This is a genomic window from Mucilaginibacter endophyticus, from assembly GCF_003351025.1.
Taxonomy (GTDB): domain Bacteria; phylum Bacteroidota; class Bacteroidia; order Sphingobacteriales; family Sphingobacteriaceae; genus Mucilaginibacter; species Mucilaginibacter endophyticus.
The window spans coordinates 363,005-381,262 of sequence record NZ_QPCG01000005.1; the positions used below are offsets into that span (position 1 = coordinate 363,005).

At 42.4% G+C, this 18,258-nt stretch carries 15 protein-coding genes; 12 read left to right on the forward strand and 3 right to left on the reverse strand.

All coding sequences use genetic code 11. The annotated features are described in order from the left end of the window. Window positions 1–8 precede the first annotated feature (8 nt). A complete protein-coding gene (locus tag DUL71_RS21755) occupies window positions 9–914 on the forward strand; it encodes a DUF6340 family protein (RefSeq protein WP_114940024.1) in 906 nt (301 codons plus the stop codon). Here DUL71_RS21755 and DUL71_RS21760 read toward each other — a convergent pair. Next, entirely contained in the window at window positions 889–1,323 is a 435-nt protein-coding gene (locus DUL71_RS21760; RefSeq protein ID WP_114940219.1) for a GNAT family N-acetyltransferase, read from the reverse strand. The genes DUL71_RS21755 and DUL71_RS21760 overlap by 26 nt on opposite strands. A gap of 496 nt (window positions 1,324–1,819) precedes the next feature. Between DUL71_RS21760 and DUL71_RS21765 the strand changes: the two genes are divergently transcribed. From DUL71_RS21765 to can (DUL71_RS21790), 6 genes are all read left to right on the forward strand, one after another. Beyond that, window positions 1,820–2,152, forward strand: coding sequence for a hypothetical protein (locus DUL71_RS21765; RefSeq protein ID WP_114940025.1), 333 nt, complete (start codon window positions 1,820–1,822; stop codon window positions 2,150–2,152). 82 nt (window positions 2,153–2,234) lie between these two features. Next, window positions 2,235–3,839 carry a SulP family inorganic anion transporter gene (locus DUL71_RS21770; RefSeq protein ID WP_425270980.1) on the forward strand — a complete coding sequence of 535 codons (1,605 nt, stop codon included), beginning with the start codon at window positions 2,235–2,237 and terminating at the stop codon, window positions 3,837–3,839. 12 nt (window positions 3,840–3,851) lie between these two features. After that, window positions 3,852–4,568, forward strand: a complete 717-nt coding sequence (can, locus tag DUL71_RS21775; RefSeq protein WP_114940026.1) for a carbonate dehydratase — start codon at window positions 3,852–3,854, stop codon at window positions 4,566–4,568. Window positions 4,569–4,794: 226 nt separating this feature from the next. After that, window positions 4,795–5,133 carry an energy transducer TonB gene (locus DUL71_RS21780; protein ID WP_161964483.1) on the forward strand — a complete coding sequence of 113 codons (339 nt, stop codon included), beginning with the start codon at window positions 4,795–4,797 and terminating at the stop codon, window positions 5,131–5,133. 111 nt (window positions 5,134–5,244) lie between these two features. Further along, window positions 5,245–5,994, forward strand: a complete 750-nt coding sequence (locus DUL71_RS21785; RefSeq protein ID WP_114940028.1) for a YoaK family protein — start codon at window positions 5,245–5,247, stop codon at window positions 5,992–5,994. 20 nt (window positions 5,995–6,014) lie between these two features. Beyond that, complete coding sequence (gene can / locus DUL71_RS21790) at window positions 6,015–6,671, forward strand: carbonate dehydratase (RefSeq protein ID WP_091216057.1); 657 nt, start codon at window positions 6,015–6,017, stop codon at window positions 6,669–6,671. Window positions 6,672–6,787: 116 nt separating this feature from the next. On the opposite strand, the gene pruA is transcribed toward can (DUL71_RS21790), so the two are convergent. Further along, window positions 6,788–8,425: an L-glutamate gamma-semialdehyde dehydrogenase gene (pruA, locus tag DUL71_RS21795; RefSeq protein ID WP_114940029.1), complete on the reverse strand. Its 1,638-nt coding sequence runs from the start codon at window positions 8,423–8,425 to the stop codon at window positions 6,788–6,790. Window positions 8,426–8,585: 160 nt separating this feature from the next. On the opposite strand from pruA, the gene DUL71_RS21800 reads away from it, so the two are divergent. Then, the gene (locus DUL71_RS21800; protein WP_114940030.1) at window positions 8,586–10,406 is read left to right on the forward strand and encodes an AIPR family protein; all 1,821 of its coding nucleotides are present in this window, start codon (window positions 8,586–8,588) and stop codon (window positions 10,404–10,406) included. Between the two features lie 76 nt (window positions 10,407–10,482). After that, window positions 10,483–10,866 (forward strand): DUF1801 domain-containing protein, encoded by a 384-nt coding sequence (locus tag DUL71_RS21805; RefSeq protein ID WP_114940031.1) that lies wholly within the window; start codon window positions 10,483–10,485, stop codon window positions 10,864–10,866. A 172-nt stretch (window positions 10,867–11,038) separates the two neighbouring features. Here the strand turns inward: DUL71_RS21805 and leuS are convergent, their stop codons facing one another. Continuing rightward, on the reverse strand, window positions 11,039–13,843 hold the full coding sequence (gene leuS, locus DUL71_RS21810; RefSeq protein ID WP_114940032.1) for a leucine--tRNA ligase: 2,805 nt from the start codon (window positions 13,841–13,843) through the stop codon (window positions 11,039–11,041). A 508-nt stretch (window positions 13,844–14,351) separates the two neighbouring features. On the opposite strand from leuS, the gene DUL71_RS21815 reads away from it, so the two are divergent. From DUL71_RS21815 to DUL71_RS21825, 3 genes are all read left to right on the forward strand, one after another. Then, entirely contained in the window at window positions 14,352–15,152 is an 801-nt protein-coding gene (locus tag DUL71_RS21815) for a hypothetical protein (protein WP_114940033.1), read from the forward strand. 358 nt (window positions 15,153–15,510) lie between these two features. Beyond that, a complete protein-coding gene (locus DUL71_RS21820; RefSeq protein ID WP_146750098.1) occupies window positions 15,511–16,284 on the forward strand; it encodes a hypothetical protein in 774 nt (257 codons plus the stop codon). Window positions 16,285–16,422: 138 nt separating this feature from the next. Beyond that, window positions 16,423–17,670, forward strand: a complete 1,248-nt coding sequence (locus DUL71_RS21825; protein WP_114940034.1) for a dicarboxylate/amino acid:cation symporter — start codon at window positions 16,423–16,425, stop codon at window positions 17,668–17,670. The last annotated feature ends 588 nt before the right edge of the window (window positions 17,671–18,258 follow it).

The following is an 18,258-nucleotide window of genomic DNA, read 5'->3' on the forward strand; positions in this document are numbered from 1 at the left end:
CAAATACCTTGAAAACTTTATTAATCATTTGTGCGCTTGCCGCCCTGGGGTTGGCATCCTGCGGTGTCGATTATCAACTTACCGTGCCGGTTAACTATGCCCCTAAACTGGAACTGGGACATGACGAAACCAGGGTTGTAGTGTTAAACCGGTTTACGGTTGATTCGGTAGCGAATAAAAATAAGCGTAAACGCAATGTGTTAAAAGGCGGCTCCTACAGCGCTATTGCAATGGCCGCCAAACAACTTGATATGCTGCCGCATATTCAAACAACCGTACTTGCCGATTCTGCCAATTTATCTGCCGATACTACACCGGTAAAAATGCTTGCCGAAAAGTACAGTGCCAATTACGTTTTAACCCTTGATTCGCTAAGTGCTGATATACCCATGGAGCTTGTTGACACCATGGAAGTATATACTACGGTGGTTAACGTGAAATTTACGCTGTATGAAAGCAATGGCAATTACTTTAAGATATTGAGAGGTAAAGCAAAAGATTATCATTCGGAGAGCCGTTATTACGGCATATTGGCAGCCCTGCTCGTGCATCCTACGGTAAAAGGTAATGGGCAGGCAATAAACCAATCGGCAGGGAACGCGGCTATTGACGCTATTAAGGATTATTTGCCATCTACCTTAACTAATCAGCGACCGCTTTATGCTGATAACGACAGCCTGAAAGCAGCTATTAACCACATGGTCGCGAAGCGGTATCATGAAGCCTTTAAAATACTGAACCCCATTATTGATGGGCCCGACCCCAAACTGGCCAGCCATGCGGCCTATGACCTTGCCGTATTGTATGAGGCACAGGGCGATATCGAAGAAGCCCTTAAAGCGGCGAAATTATCAAACGAAAAGCAACAAAATTTTCGGGCAAACGCCATTATTCCGTCTCTTGAGCAGGAGTAAGCGGTTTTTCGAGGATCTCGTAATCGAATCCGTTTTTTGAAAATAGGTTGCCGGTGTGGCTAAAGCCCGCTTTAAGATAAAAGTTAATGGCAGACAGCCTTGCATTGCACCACAAGCGGGTGCCGCCGTTTGTGGTGGCAAAGTCGGTTATATGTTGTAATACCAGGCGGCCTATTCCCATGTTCTGCATGGTTTCGTCAACAGCAAATTTCCTGAACTGCCAATCGGTACCTTTATCAAAAAGAGATATCACCGCTATAATATTGTTATCCTTAAACGCAGCAAAGTGATAGCCGTGGTTATCCTCCTCCATTTCCATTTCATAAAGTTTGCTTTCTGGATACAAAACGCGCTGCCTCAATCGCCAGGTAAGCTCCGGACGAATTTGCTCTATAGATACTTCTGACATTTTTAATTTCGGATGTTCGATTTCGAATTTGGTAAATGAAAGCCCAAAAGTAAACAAATAAGATATTTTACTGTGTAAACAGCAACCTCGGCTCTGGCGGTAGCTCAATGGCATTAAGTTAAAGGAAATCCCCCAGAGGGGGTAAAGGTTTGTAGCAATAATATACCCAAAAACAACCGTGCCATAGGTACGGAACACCGGAGTTGTGTACCTATGGCACACTAAAAATCAGGTATATCTTACTGCTACAAACCTTTTGCACCTCTGGTGCAGCCTGTCAATCTCTTAACTTAATGACATTGGGCGGTAGCTCAACACCTATGCCGGAAAAAAGATTCTTAATTTGTAACAGGGCTTTGTTTTTAGCGTCTATGTCATAAAGCTTTAGTTTTTTGCATGTGTTAATAAGTGTTAAAAAACGGTAATTGTATTGTAAGAATAGCTTTTGCTTAGTTAAGCCGATGGTTTAACAACGGATTTTTATATATTTGTATTGATGAAGATCAGGAATAAGAAAATATGGGTAGTGGCGCTGTTCATGACCGTCTTTGTAATAAAGATGGGCATTTCGCTTGCTCCCTTGTTTTCATGTCTTGATAACAAAACGGTAAGCGCGGTGATCCTTCAGTTAGAGCAGGAAAGCAAAACTGAAAAGGACAGCCCGGAAAAAGACTTGATGAAGGAGAAAAAGACCTTCGATGCGTATGATTTCCACGCCATCAACTTCATCACCTTCATTACCGAATCCAAGGTTCTCCATAACCAGGAAAACGCATTATATAAACAGGTATATCACCCTGTAGTCCCTACGCCCCCGCCAAACGCATAAGATGAATTTAACCGGATACTTCCCTATCCGGATAGCAATGCTTTATAATTCATTTTAAAATTTTACTCAATCTTTCATTCTTATGCAAATCAAGCAAGGTGAGTCTGCTATGGGCAATCTCAACCTGAAAAAATATTTTTTGTCCAAAAACTTAAAAAGGGACATTCCGTCAAGTCTTGTAGTATTCCTGGTGGCATTGCCGCTGTGTTTAGGTATAGCGCTGGCATCGGGCGCGCCACTTTTTGCCGGCCTGTTAACAGGTATTATTGGCGGTATAGTGGTGGGTACGCTTAGCGGTTCGCAATTGAGCGTTGCCGGTCCGGCCGCTGGTTTAACAGTAATTGTACTTAACGGAATTACATCATTAGGTGCTTACGAAACCTTTTTGCTGGCCCTGGTGATTGCCGGCGCTTTCCAGATTATACTGGGTATAATTAAAGCCGGTACTATCGCCAATTACTTCCCGTCATCAGTTATTGAGGGGATGCTTGCGGCCATCGGGATCATTTTGATCATGAAGCAGTTTCCGCACGCGGTGGGCTATGATGCCGATTTTGAAGGTGATGAAGGCTTTAGGCAGGTTGACGACCATAATACTTTTTCGGGTATAACGCGGGCTTTTGCCCGTATTAATTACGGCGCGGTGATCATAGCCCTGGTTTCTTTGGCATTTATGATCTACTGGCCGAAGTTTAAAAAGTTGGCTATAGTTCCTGCTCCTTTATTGGTAGTACTGGCCGGCATAGGCTTAAGTCTTGCCTTTTCGGGAACAGGCCTTGCCTTGCTTGATAAGCAGTTTGTACGTATTCCGCTGGTAAACAGCAGTGCCGAATTTTTCGGGCTGTTTAAATCGCCGGATTTTAGCCAGATAGGCAACAAACAGGTTTGGATAACAGCTGTCACTATTGCCATTGTGGCCAGCCTGGAAACCTTGTTAAGCCTTGAAGCTGTAGATAAAATAGATCCTATTAAACGCATATCGCCAACCAACCGCGAACTACTTGCTCAAGGTGCGGGCAATATAGTGAGCGGTATGCTTGGCGGCTTACCCATGACTGCGGTTATCGTTCGTTCATCGGCCAACGTAAATGCCGGTGCGCGTACTAAAATGAGCGCTATCATACATGGTATATTCTTATTGGTTGCATTATTGGCAATACCGTCTTTAATTAACCATATCCCGCTGTCGTGTCTGGCAGCGATCCTGCTGATGACTGGGTATAAACTGGCTCGTATAAGCCTTTTCAAGCACATGTGGCATCAGGGCTTGAGCCAGTTTATCCCTTTCGTAGTTACCATAGTAGCCGTTGTTATGACCGATTTGCTTATTGGTGTAGGCATAGGTATGCTGGTGGGGATCTTTTATATTCTGCGTACTAATCTGCGTAACCCTTATTTCTATCATCTGGAGAAAAACGGCAGCAAAAAAGTTATCAGAATTAAGCTTGCCGAGGAAGTATCCTTCCTGAATAAGGCTGCCATACAGGTAACGCTTACCAGTTTACCGCAAGGCGCCGAAGTGGTGATTGACGGATCAAGCTCAAGGTATATTGATCCTGATGTGCTGGAGATCATCCACAATTATAAGCACAATGCCTATACAAAGGGCATCATAGTGCAATTGAACGAAGTAAAAGAGAAGTACGATGTACCTCCTTTGAAAGAAATGGTTTATAACCCCAACTAAATTTAAAAGACAATGTCAACACAAGAAAATACAAACGGCAAAGCCGTAATAGATATTAACAATATTAAACTGGCCCAGGCAAACAGCTATAACAATTTAATTAAAAATAACGCTGCCTGGGTTGAGCGCAAACTGGCCGAAGACAGCGAGTTTTTCACTAACCTGGCCAAAGGCCAAAGCCCGGAAGTGCTGTGGATAGGCTGCTCAGATAGCCGCGTACCTGCCAACGAGGTAACCGGTACCAAACCAGGCGAAGTGTTTGTCCACCGCAATATCGCTAACGTATGCGTACACTCGGACATGAACATGCTGAGCGTGCTTGACTACGCGGTTAACGTACTTAAGGTAAAACATGTTATTGTAGCCGGTCACTACGGTTGTGGTGGTGTTGCTGCCGCTATGAGCAACAAACAATTTGGTTTAATTGACAACTGGCTGCGCCACATTAAAGATGTTTACCGTTTACATGCCAAAGAGCTTGACGCTATTGCCGACGAAGCTGACCGCGTTAAACGCCTGGTTGAACTGAATGTGAGCGAGCAGGTTTATAACCTGTGCAAAACCACCATTATTCAAAACGCGTGGAAAGAGCGTCATGACCTTGAGGTGCACGGCTGGGTAATTGACCTGGCCAGCGGCCTGGTTAAAGACCAGCAGGTAACCAGCAGCAGCCCGCATAACTTAGGTTATGTGTACGAGTTTGCTACTGACGAGGTGGCTGCACACTAAATATTATTTGATTAGGGCTTCCGACGCTGTAAGGGGCGAAGGGAGGTTTGATTGTTAAGTTGATCCCGGTACTTAGGAAGTGGCCGGGATTTTTTTTGCATTGGTATTTTAATATTTACAAATTGAGCCAATGACGTATATTTATCACATGAAAATATTTGCGTTATCGGCTTTCTTGATTTGTTTAGTCTCATTTTGTAGTGCTCAAAGCAATGATATTAAACAGGTGCCTGACACAGCCGCAAATACTGTTTTTAGTTCGGCAGAGAAAATTGCAGAATTTCCGGGTGGCATAACTGAGTTTACTAAGTTCATCGATAAGAATGTAAGATATCCGGAAAAAGATAAGATCGCTAAAATTGAAGGACGGGCTATCGCGACTTTTATTGTTGAGCGTGATGGTAGCCTTACTGACATCAAAATACTAAAAAGCCCTACACCCGGAATGGAAGCAGAAGCTTTGCGTTTATTGAAACTCTCGCCTAAGTGGCAACCGGCAATGCAGAATGGCCGTGCCGTGAGGTTTCAATTTCCGGTGGCTATCTCCTTTAAGTTGCCAAAATAATAACTTATACAACTTACTTGTTTAAATTATTATCCGTCGCATCAAACAAGCTGATATAAACGCGGTTAAGTTTTTTGTAATTTTAACTGAAACCTCTGCCGCGAAATATTTATGCTTAAAGCTGTAAAAGAACAACGTACGCTGAAAGAAAACCTGATGCTGGCCTCATCAACCGCGTTTGTGGCCGGGGTTACCAACGTGGCGGGAATGCTGGCTTTTCTGGCCTTTACGTCAAACATCACCGGGCACGTAGCCAACCTGGCAAAGCACATTGTTGAGCAAAACTATCACCAGATGATCATTTTTGTGGTTTGGCTCATGATGTTCTTCGCTGGCGCTTTTATATCCAGTTTTATCATCCGCTCCTTTGAAGACAAAAGCCGCTGGAAGGCCAACTCTACGCCGATGATAGTTGAGGCAATTATTTTGCTGGCGGTAGCTATTTATGGTCATAATTTTTACCAGGAAACACAATTGGAGCGCGAGATTGTGATCAGCGCCACGTTGTTTTCGATGGGATTACAGAATAGTCTGGTTTCTAACATTTCGGGCGGGTTGATCAAATCCAGTCATTTAACGGGTTTGTTTACCGATCTGGGCAGTGAGGTTGCCGAGTGGTTTCATCCCCGTACAAAAAACACCGAGGCGGCCGGTAATAAGATATTGATCAGGTTTACAGTACTCGGCTTTTATTTATTCGGTGGTTTGGCGGGCGGTTATTTCTTTAACCTGTACGAGTTTGCCATTTTTTATTTTATCCCGGTTATTTTGCTCACCATCATGTATTATGACGTTTCGCCGCTTGCATTGCATAAACTAAGCCGTATGTTTGCATCGGGCAAACGCCAAACCGCATCTTAAAACATCAATCTTAAAAAATTATGAGTTCTCAAATTCATGACACCAGTCACATCACCTACGAAGGGTTACTGGAAGGAAACAAAAAGTTTATTGAAGGCGCTTTAGCCGAAGATCCTGAATACTTTGATAAGCTTGCTAACGGTCAAAAACCACCGGTATTATGGATTGGCTGTGCCGATAGTCGTGTTCCTGCCAACCAGATCACCAATACCGCTCCGGGCGAGATTTTTGTACACCGTAACATTGCCAACATGGTTATCCACTCGGATATGAACATGCTGAGCGTGCTTGACTATGCCGTAAATGTGTTAAAAGTAAAACATGTGATTGTTACCGGTCACTACGGCTGTGGTGGTGTTAATGCCGCTATGGGTAATAACCAGTTCGGCCTGATTGATAACTGGCTGCGCCACATTAAAGATGTTTACCGTTTACATGCCGATGAGCTTGACGCCATTACTGATGAAACCGAGCGTAGTAACCGCTTGGTTGAGCTGAATGTAATAGAAAACGTAAACAACCTTTGCAAAACATCCATTGTACAAAACGCCTGGAAAAACGGTCAGGACCTTTCTGTACACGGCTGGGTTTACAGCCTGAGCACAGGTGTTATAAACGATATGAAGGTAAGCACATCCAGTAACGAGAAGATGGATGCTGTGTTTAAGTTTAAATAAAGAAGAGTTCATGGTTGATGGTTCATAGATCATGGCCTCAACCGTTTTAAATAAAAATGGTTCATGGTACATTGCTGTTAAGCTATGAACCATGAACCATTATCTATGATCTAAAACTACACTTCCTTAGCCAAAAACGGATACCTGTAATCTTTCGGCGGATCAAAGGTTTCTTTGATGGTACGTGGTGATACCCAGCGTAACAGGTTGATCATTGATCCGGCTTTATCATTAGTGCCCGACCCCCTTGCGCCGCCAAATGGCTGCTGGCCAACTACTGCTCCTGTAGGTTTATCATTAATATAGAAGTTACCGGCCGCGTTACGTAAACGGGTAGTAGCTTTTTCGATAGCATACCTGTCCTGCGAAATAATTGAGCCGGTAAGCGCGTAGATTGAAGTTTTATCTACGATGTCAAGGATCTCATCAAATTTATCGTCTTCGTAAACGTAAACAGTTAATACCGGGCCAAAAAGCTCCTCGCACATGGTTACGTAATACGGATCTTCAACTTTTAATACAGTTGGCTCAATAAACCAGCCCTGGGTTTTATCATAGTTACCGCCGGCAACAACTTCAACACCTTCGTCGGCTTTGGCAGCATCAATGTATTTAGCCAGTTTATCAAACGATACTTCGGTGATAACGGCATTTACAAAGTTTTCAAAATCCTCTACCGGACCTATTTTAAACGAGGTAATATCACGCTGCATGTTTTCTTTTACCGCAGGCCATAATGAAGCCGGGATATAAGCCCTTGAAGCAGCCGAACATTTTTGTCCCTGGTATTCAAATGCGCCACGAACAAGTGCAGTGCTTACTACTTCGGCATTAGCGCTTGGGTGGGCAAGTACAAAGTCTTTACCGCCGGTTTCGCCAACAATACGTGGGTAGGTTTTGTATTTGTGGATATTGGTACCGATAGTTTGCCAGATGTTCTGGAACACTTTGGTTGAACCGGTAAAGTGGATACCTGCAAAATCCGGGTGGTTAAAGATCACCTCGCCAGCAACAGGGCCATCAACATAAATCAGGTTGATAACGCCATCAGGCACGCCGGCTTCTTTAAATATCTTCATGATCACGTTGGCAGCATAGATCTGCGGGTAAGCTGGTTTCCAAACCACCACGTTGCCCATCATGGCAGCTGATGCAGGCAGGTTGCCTGCAATAGCGGTAAAGTTAAATGGGGTGAGCGCGAACACGAAACCTTCCAGCGGGCGTTGCTCCACACGGTTCCAAACGCCTTTGCCTGATACAGGCGGCTGTTGTTTGTAGATCTCGGTCATGTACTCTACGTTGAAACGCAGAAAGTCGATCAGCTCACAAGCCGAATCGATCTCAGCCTGGTAAGCGTTTTTAGACTGGCCAAGCATGGTAGCTGCGTTGATCTCGGCGCGGTATGGTCCGGCGATAAGCTCGGCAGCTTTCAGGAATATGGCAGCACGTTGTTCCCAGGCCAGGTTTTCCCAGTTGGCTTTGGCTGCAAGGGCAGCGTCAATAGCAGCGGTAACATGGCTGGCGTCACCTTCGCTGAAGGTAGCCAGTAAATGTTTATGATCATGCGGCGGACGGATTTCCAACTTGGTGTTGGTACGTACTTCTTTGCCGCCAATGTACATAGGTATATCGATTTGTTGGGCACGACCAGCCTCAAGAGCTGCTTTAAGCGCCACACGCTCCAAACTCCGCGGACCGTAATTTAAAACGGGCTCATTTACCGGTGCCGGAACATTAAAAAATCCTTTAAGCATAGATGGGTAATTTATGTTGCCGCAAAGATAGGGATTTTGCAATTGAAGGTGGGATAGGGGAATGTCAAAATGTAGATGGGGTGATATCTTAATTTGTTTATTACAAAGTTTAAAATGATAATTATATATTTAAAATATTATAAACAAACCTTATCAGAGTATGAAATATGAAACCTTGATAAATATATTAGAGCGGATCCGCAACGAAGCCCCTCCAAAGTATAGATTTTATTATCCAGCTGAAGACGACATTGAGAAATTAAATCAAGCTCGAAGTAAGGCATTTATTCATCTTTATTTGAAAGTTAAATTTGGCCTGCTTGATTTTGAAGAGCGCGAACATTTTATTACCGATGGGGCCAATGACGGGGGGATTGATGGTTATTTTATAGATAGGGAAGAGAGAAAGATTTTTTTTATCCAATCTAAGTTTAGAACGAATAGTAAGAATTTTGAGAATAAGGAAATCACTTTATCCGAGATACTTAATATGGATACGTCTGAAATATCGGAGGGCAATATCAAAAATGAAGATGGAATAGAATACAATGGGAAAATTAAACAACTAATTAGGGAAATTAGTTCGATTGAAGATATAGGGAAATATAATTATCATGTGATAATTTTAGCAAATCTTAAAATTGATAAACCATCAAAACTAAAAGCGCTGACCGGTGGATTTCCTTGTACTATTTTTGATTTTGAAAGATGTTATAATGAGTTGATATTTCCCGTTGTTACTGGAACTTTTTACAATTTATCTGAATTAGCTATAAATATAAATTTAAGTGATAAAGGTTCAAGTTCAAAAGTTAGTTATAAAGTAAAGACAGAGTTTAAAGAATGCAATATTGCTGTATTATTTGTGCCGACTTTAGAAATTGCGAAGATTCTATATAAATATAAAAATTCTATACTAAAGTTTAATCCGAGAAGTTATCTTGATTTAGCCAGTAGCACAGTTAATAGAGCAATTAGGGATACAATAGTAAATAGAACGACAAATGAATTTGCTTTATTTAATAATGGGATTACGATTCTTTCTGATAAAACTTATTATAATGAAAATGTAGGTGTAAAAGATCGAGCACAACTTACAATTACAAATGGTCAAATAATTAATGGCGGTCAAACAGCATACACCTTAAGTCTCATATACGATTTATACGTAAAAGAAGGTAAGGATCCGAGTACGGTTTTGATTGATAAAGAGGTTTTGTTAAAAGTGATAACATTTGATAAGGACGAACCAGATACTGATAAGAAGTTGGAACTTATTGAAGCTATATCAAAGGCTACAAATCAACAAACGGAAGTTACTGAATCCGATAGGAGGTCGAATGATAAAATACAGATCGAGATTCAGGAAAAGATCTTTCAAGAATTTGGTTATTATTATGAACGAAAAAGAGGCGAGTTTGGTGACGGGATTAGGAATAAATACATTGACAGGTCTATGATTATAAATCGAGATCATTTTTTAAGACTTTGCTTATCTTGTGATCTGAAGCCTGCTCAAGCAAGACGAAATAGCGAAACCGCCAATTTTATTCAATCGAACTTTGAGAATACCTTAAATGATTCAAGTAGATATAGAGAATATTTCTATGCTTATACTTGCTTTAAAGTGTTAGATGAAATTCAATCGGCTTTAGATAGGGATTCAAAAAATATCCAGGGGGAGTTAAATTATGGGAATGCACTACGATATGGGAAATATTGTGTGGTTTCAGTTGCCTCTAAATTTTTTGACAACAAAATAGCAAGTGAAAGTTTCTATGAATTTGCAGATAGATCAGTAAGAGAAATATTGGGCAAGTGGATGAGTTTTGAAAAACATATCGAAAATTTAAATCACAATAAAATTTATTTTAGAGAGATGGTTGATTACGAAAATCAGCAAATGAGAATTGAATTAAATTATACAGGATATTACAAGGGGCGGACGCTAAATGAGGACTTAATTAATTATTTTAAATGATTATAGTCGATGGTCTCTCTATTGAAATAAGTTTGGCAAAACAAGAGAATGTTTATGATTATAGAAATACTTTCTCATGCAACTCACCCCAATAGATCACTTCTACCTCACTAAAGAGGAGCCCAACAAAAGCTGCCTCCTTGCCCTGCGCGATATTATCCTGGCACAAGATCCTGATGTCACCGCCGAGTGGAAATACAATATGCCTTTCTTTTATTATAAAGGCAAAATGTTTTGCTACCTGTGGGTGCATACCAAAAAGCAGTGGCCGTTTTTAGGTATGGTTGAGGGTAAGCACCTGCACCATCCCGATTTGACATTTGAAGATCGCGCCCGGATCAAGATCATGATTTTTAATCCCGAAGAGGATTTGCCTGTTGATACCATCCGGTTTATTTTGAATGAGGCTATCGATCTGTACAGATCGGGGTTAATTAAATTGCCGAAGAGAAAGCAGTAGGATCCAATATGAAAAGTTTTGTCATGCTGAGCGCGTCGAAGCATGGCGGGCAGGCCTCTGCGTGTGACCCTTCGACAGGCTCAGGGTGACAGGCCACAAAAAAGCCCCGGCATCGCAGAGCGATACCGGGGCTTAAAATTTTAAAGTACCCCCTTTAGGGGGGCGGAGGGGGCTACACCACCATATTAACAATGCGGCCTTTAACCACAATCAGTTTTTTAGGGGTTTTGCCGTCCAGGTATTTTTGTACATCGGCGTTAGCTAAAACGGTTGCTTCTATTTCTTTAACGTCAAGGCTTAACGAGATGCTCAGGTTCATTTTCATTTTACCATTGATAGAGATCGGATAAGCAAACTCGTCTTCAACCAAATATTCTGCATTGAATTTAGGGAATGGCGCATATGATAAAGTACCATCGGCATTACCTAACAGCGACCATAACTCCTCGCAGATATGTGGCGCATATGATGACAGGATGATCACCATATCCTGCAAAATAGCGCGGTTGTTGCATTTCAGATCGGTAAGCTCATTAACAGCGATCATAAAGCTTGAAACCGAAGTGTTGAAGGAGAAACGCTCAATATCTTCCTCAACCTTTTTAATGATCTTATGTAATGATTTCAACTCGGCTTTTGACGGGGCTGCATCGCTTACGCCAAATTCCCAGGCATCATTATGGAATAACCTCCAAAATTTACGCAGGAACTTGAACACACCCTCGATACCATTGGTATTCCAAGGTTTGCTCTGCTCCAGCGGACCTAAGAACATTTCGTACATGCGTAAAGTATCGGCACCAAAACGGCCGATGATGTCGTCCGGGTTCACTACGTTGAACTTTGATTTTGACATCTTTTCAACTTCGACACCGCAGATGTATTTGCCGCCTTCAAGTATAAACTCGGCATCAGCAAATTCCGGACGCCATTGTTTGAATTTTTCGATGTTCAGGACTTCATTCTCCACAATGTTAACATCAACGTGGATCGGTGAAGTTTTATATTGTTTAATTAAACCGTGTGATACTAAAGTATTAGTTCCGCGACCTTCTTCATCAATCAGCCTGTAAACAAAATTACTACGGCCCTGGATCATGCCTTGGTTAATCAGTTTTTTGAAAGGCTCTTCTTCCACAACAAGGTCAAGATCCTTCAAAAACTTATTCCAGAAACGGCTGTACAACAGGTGACCGGTAGCGTGTTCGCTGCCGCCGATGTAAAGGTCAACGTCTTTCCAGTATTCAATAGCCTCGTGCGATGCAAACTCTTTATCGTTTTGGGCGTCCATATAACGGTACCAGTACCAGCTTGAACCAGCCCAGCCTGGCATAGTGCTTAGTTCATAAGCCAAACCGCCCTCATATTTCCAATCTTCGGCGCGGCCCAGTGGTGGTTCGCCGGTTTCGGTAGGGAGGTATTTGTCAATTTCAGGTAGCAACAATGGCAGATGGCTTTCGTCAATTAAGTATGGCAAGCCATCTTTAAAGTAAACCGGCACTGGTTCACCCCAGTAACGCTGACGGCCAAAAATGGCATCGCGCATCCTGAAGTTAACTTTGGCTTTACCAGCGCTAATCTCTTCCAGTTTGGCAACCACGGCAGCGGTCGCTTCTTTGTATGCTAAGCCGTTGATAAAGTCCGAATTGATGTATTTACCTTCTTTGGTTGGGTCGGCTTCAGTTTCGATGTTTTGAATATCGAGGATCTGTACTACCGGCAAATTAAAATGCTTTGCAAACAGGAAATCACGCTGATCGCCCGATGGTACCGCCATAACCGCCCCGGTTCCGTAACCTGCCAAAACGTAATCGGCAATCCAGATAGGGATTTGCTGACCGTTCAGCGGGTTAAGTACGTAGCTGCCGGTAAACGCGCCAGATACGGTTTTGGCGTCAGCCATCCTGTCCAGTTCCGATTTCTTTTTGGTTTGAGCGATGTATGCTTCGATATCTGCCTTTTGCTCGGCTGTGGTTAATGAAGCTACCAGTTCATGCTCAGGGGCAATTACCAGGAAAGTAACACCGAAAATGGTATCAACACGAGTAGTAAATACTTCGATGAAATCGGTATCCAAAGCGGCGTTATGACCTGATTTGTCTATGGGGAATTTTACTGATGCTCCGGTACTTTTGCCTATCCAGTTCCTTTGCATTTCTTTCAAAGGTTCCGGCCAGTCAATAGTGTCCAGGCCTTGTAATAACCTTTCGGCATAGGCAGTAATGCGCATGCTCCACTGGGTCATCTTCTTTTGCTCAACAGGGTAGCCGCCGCGCTCGCTAAAGCCGTCTTTTACCTCGTCGTTTGCCAATACGGTACCAAGGGCCGGGCACCAGTTTACGGTGCTTTCGCGCAGGTAAGTAAGGCGGTATTTTAACAGTTCGTCCTGCTGTTGCTGGTTGCTGAACGCTTTCCATTCATCGGCAGTAAAACTTAAAATTTCATCATCACAAACGGCATTGATACCTGCAGAACCTTTAGTTTCAAAATGCGCAGCCAGCTTATCAATTGACTGGGCTTTGTCGGCATCTTTATTATACCAGCTGTTAAACAGCTGCATAAAGATCCACTGTGTCCATTTATAATAGTCGGGCGAGCTGGTACGAACCTCGCGGCTCCAATCGAACGAAAAACCGATCTGATCAAGCTGGCGACGGTAGGTAGCAATATTATCTTCGGTAGTTATGGCAGGGTGCTGACCGGTTTGAATAGCGTATTGCTCGGCAGGTAAGCCAAAGCTATCATAACCCATTGGGTGCAACACGTTAAAGCCTTTTAAACGTTTGTAGCGTGCAAAAATATCTGAAGCGATATAGCCCAGCGGGTGCCCAACATGCAGACCAGCCCCTGATGGGTAAGGGAACATATCCAGCACATAATACTTGGGTTTACTGCTTTTGTCTTCGGCTTTGAAGGTTTGGTTTTGTGCCCAAAACTGCTGCCATTTTTGCTCTATCTCTTTAAATTGGTAGTCCATTTGATTTTTTACGCGTATGAGGTTGCGAAATTAAGCATTTCCCTATTAGTTTAGTAGTTATTAATGGATTAGTTGCAGGAATTGTGTGCGGAACGGCATGATTTTATGTGGTGCTCTCAAGAGTAACGGTTATTAAAGATGGATAAGGCCTTGAAGTAGAAATGGCATGCCGTATAGTTGACTCACCCGGTCTACGCTACGCTGGACCACCCTCTCTCCGGCTTCGCCGCAAAGAGGGAAAAGAAAATAAAAAACAAAACCGCCCTCTTTACGCTTGCGTGGAGAGGGGTGACAAGCGTAGCGATGTCGGGGTGAGTAGATATGCGCGATGATTTGCACAATTATGTATTTTGCCGGTATTGCACTCCACAACACTACCTAACCTTTTGCACTACCATTTCGTACAAGCGGATGTAAACGAGATTATAACCCTTCTACCCTTAAATATTTTCAAAATTTCTTTAATTAATTGATAATAAGTTAAATTTGCACCCGTAAAATCCTAAACATGAAACACAACTACAAAGTTATAGTATTGCTGCTTGCCGGCATTATTGCCATTTACACCTCGTGCCATAAGCTTAATATGGCGCCTGCCAATCAAAGTACCGTAAGTAAAAAAGAAGCCAGCGTGCAAATTGCACAAAGCCTTGTTGGTATTTTTAATCCTGAAAATGGCGGCTTTGATTTTAAGAATGGCTTAAGCATGCCAACCGACCTTACCCTGAACAAAAAAGGGAAGATCAAAGTACAATCGGTTGATCCAAAACCCGAGTGTGGTGCTAAAAAAGATACCACCATTTCGCTTAATTTAGATGAAAGCGATACCTCTAAGCTTGACATCTGGGCTAAGGTTAAGTACGAGCTTACCTGCACTAACGGCATTCCATCGGGTGTTACTGCTAACGATAGCTTAAACATGACTATGGTAAGCGGCGAATATAAGTTGCTTTTAAAAATGGGCGAAAACCTGACGCTGAGAAGCCTTAATCCGGGTGTTGCACACGCGCAATATTCATTTGATGGCCCGGTGAATTATTACGCTAAAGTTGATTATACCAAGCCAACAACCGACAATCCAAATGTTGAAGGTACGTTTAATTATAATTTTAAATCAATTGTTGTTGATCCTAACAAAGACCCTGATTTTATTTTAAGCGGTAGTGCCACCTTTGCAAGTAAAGGTAATATCGGCAAAAACACCTGGAATTATAAAGGAACCATAACCTTTTTAGGTGGCCATAAAGCTAAGATCACTATTGAAGGTACAGTTTATACCGCCGACCTGATGACCGGCGAAGTAAACTAATCCAGTAAAAAATAGAAAAGCCCTGCTTCTTTGAATAGGAAGCGGGGCTTTTTTATGTGCAGTACTTTTCTATCGGTATTAAAAGCCCCATTTAGAAATAAGGTGGCATAGTTTTTAGTGATTGCCGGACTGGGGAATTAGTTCCCCGTTTTTATTCCTCAAAGCGGGGAATTTAGATAAGAATGGCTTTATTTTAAAATGCTATAAGAGCTTGTAAAGCTGAGTTTATTTTCGCTTTGTTCAGATAATCAGGATGAAAGCATAAAATGTGGTGTTTTGCAAAAGTTATTTTGGCAATGGTATGCTTGTTGCCAAAATAGAGCGAAAAGGCTCTAAACTTAAATCTTATATCACATTTATGAAATTAAATCTACGCGGCTTACTCCCTTTCCTGGCAGGTGTGGCTGTTCTTTATTCTGCCTGTACTAAATCAGGAGCTGTAAAACCCGATACTTCAAATGTAAAAGCAAGCGATAACGTAGCCAGCTCCGCAATTGCAGATAACCTTGCAAAATCATTAGCGGGTTCATTTGGTGGTTCCAGCGTTAAAGATGGCGTTGCCCCTTCAATTAATTCATCATCTAAAGTTAAAGTACAAAGTACCTATAGTTGCGGTTTTTATGTAGATACCGCCCTGAACTATGTATTTAACCAGGGTGATACCTTAAAGGCAACTAAAACCGGCGGCGTTCAATACTACTTTGTATGCGAGAATGACAAAACTGTTGGTTATGATTCAATTGATTCGTTAAATACCGTAGGCAGTGGGCCTGGTTTCTCTTACGTGTATAACATCGTTCAAAAATACAAGGTAAGGGGCGTTAACACCAATAATTCCAATTTCTCGATGGAAGGCCCTATGAAAGCCTATGCCGATAATGAATACCCGAGGTACAAAACTTTCAGCAGGGTTCACAACACTTATGTGTTCAGCAAACTTTATATACACGGTGACGATAACTTTGATATCACCAGCGGTACCGCAACCTTCCATTCGGAAGGCAAAACAAATGGTGGCGGCTGGGATTACAGTGGTACTATCACGTTCCTGGGTAACCACAAAGCTAAACTTACTTTCCTTAACAAGACATTCTTAGTTGATTTGTTAACCGGTACATCAACACCGGCTTAATAAAAAAGACCTTTCAGCCAAATAAGTTCATGCCCTGTGCCGGTTTTTCGGTACGGGGCTTTTTTGTGGGCGAAAATTAACTTGCTATATTGCTGCACTAACCCGTAGCTACCCCTTTAGGTTGTCGGGAGATAAACCATGAAACGCCTCTTATCAAACTTAACTTTCCAGGTTCTTATCGCTATCGCCCTTGGGGTTGTTGCCGGTCTTTATGTCAAAGGTTTTGCACCCACTGCCGATCTGATCAGCAAGACATTTATCAGTCTTATTACCATGCTGATTGCCCCTATCATATTTTTAACCATTGTACTGGGCATTGCCGGTATGAGCGATATGAAAAAGGTTGGCCGGGTAGGTGGTAAGGCATTGCTTTATTTTGAGATTGTGACCACCTTCGCGCTTATCATAGGCGTAACGGTGGCCAATGTCATTAAGCCGGGTGCCGGGTTTGAAAACCATGCCGCCAAAATGGACACCACCAAATTAGCGGTATACGAAAAAGCCGCTGCCGAAATGCATTGGGGCGATTTTATAGCACATATAGTCCCTTCAAATATGTTTGACGCTTTTGCCAAAGGCGATATTTTGCAGATCCTGTTTTTTGCCATATTGTTTGGTTTTGGCCTGAGTAAAATGGGTGAAACCGGGCAAACCGTAATCCAATTGTTTGACAAGCTCTCGAAAGTGTTTTTTAACATCATGAAAATAGTGATGAAGGTAGCACCAATAGGCGCCTTTGCTGGGATGGCTTTTACGGTGAGCAAATACGGCATCCAAACACTGAAGCCGCTGGCCCTGCTGATGGGCTCGGTTTACCTGACCATGTTCCTGTTCATATTTGTGATATTGAATATTATTTGCAGGCTGTTCAAATTCAGTCTTTGGGAGTATCTTAAATACATCAGGCAGGAGATATTGATTGTATTGGGCACATCCTCGTCCGAGTCGGCATTACCAGCTATGATGGAGAAGATGGAAAAGTTTGGATGTTCCAAATCGGTAGTGGGTTTGGTGATCCCTACCGGGTATTCTTTTAATTTGGATGGTACTACTATTTACCTTTCCATGTGCGTGATATTTTTGGCGCAAGTATTTAATATCCCGCTTTCTTTAGGCCAGGAGCTAACCATAATCGGGATACTGATGATCACCTCAAAAGGAGCAGCAGGCGTTACCGGCAGTGGCTTTATTGTACTCACCAGTACGCTTACCGCCATCAAAATAATCCCGGTTGAAGGTTTGGCGATACTGATCGGTGTTGACAGGTTTATGTCAGAAGCGCGGGCTATTACCAATGTAATAGGCAATGGCGTGGCTACCATTGTGATAGCGAAGAGTGAGGGAGAGTTTACCCCCCAACCCCCTAAAGGGGGAGTTATCGAGTAATTATGACGATATAAAATATGTACACCATTTTGAAGGTTACAATTGGTTTAGTGGGCTTAGCGTTTACGTTAGTCAATTTTATTCCAGGCGTTTCAGGTAATAAGCTGAAGCTAAAAAAGGCAGCGATAATATTTTTTACTACGTGGCTGGTTGTTGTTCTGATTTCTGTAATAGAATTCACAATGGTTAAAAAATAGCGTTTTGCGAATCTTTGAGTTCGGATTTTGTCTGAACCGGGATTTAATGGATTTTTTTGTTTCCCTGGGATTTTTGTCTGAACTCGAATTAAACGAATTATTGGAATTTATTGAATTTGCTGAGCATTCCGGCAAATCATGAATTCCGGTTCAGACAAATATTCTGTTAATTCTTAAATTCTGAAAATTCTGATTCTGACAACTGCGTTAGGGATAGCAGCGGATACCGGCCTGTGATTAAAGCCTGTGCAGTATGAGCGGATAGCCCGGCCGGAGGTAACGCCCTTGTTATNGAGCATTCCGGCAAATCATGAATTCCGGTTCAGACAAATATTCTGTTAATTCTTAAATTCTGAAAATTCTGATTCTGACAACTGCGTTAGGGATAGCA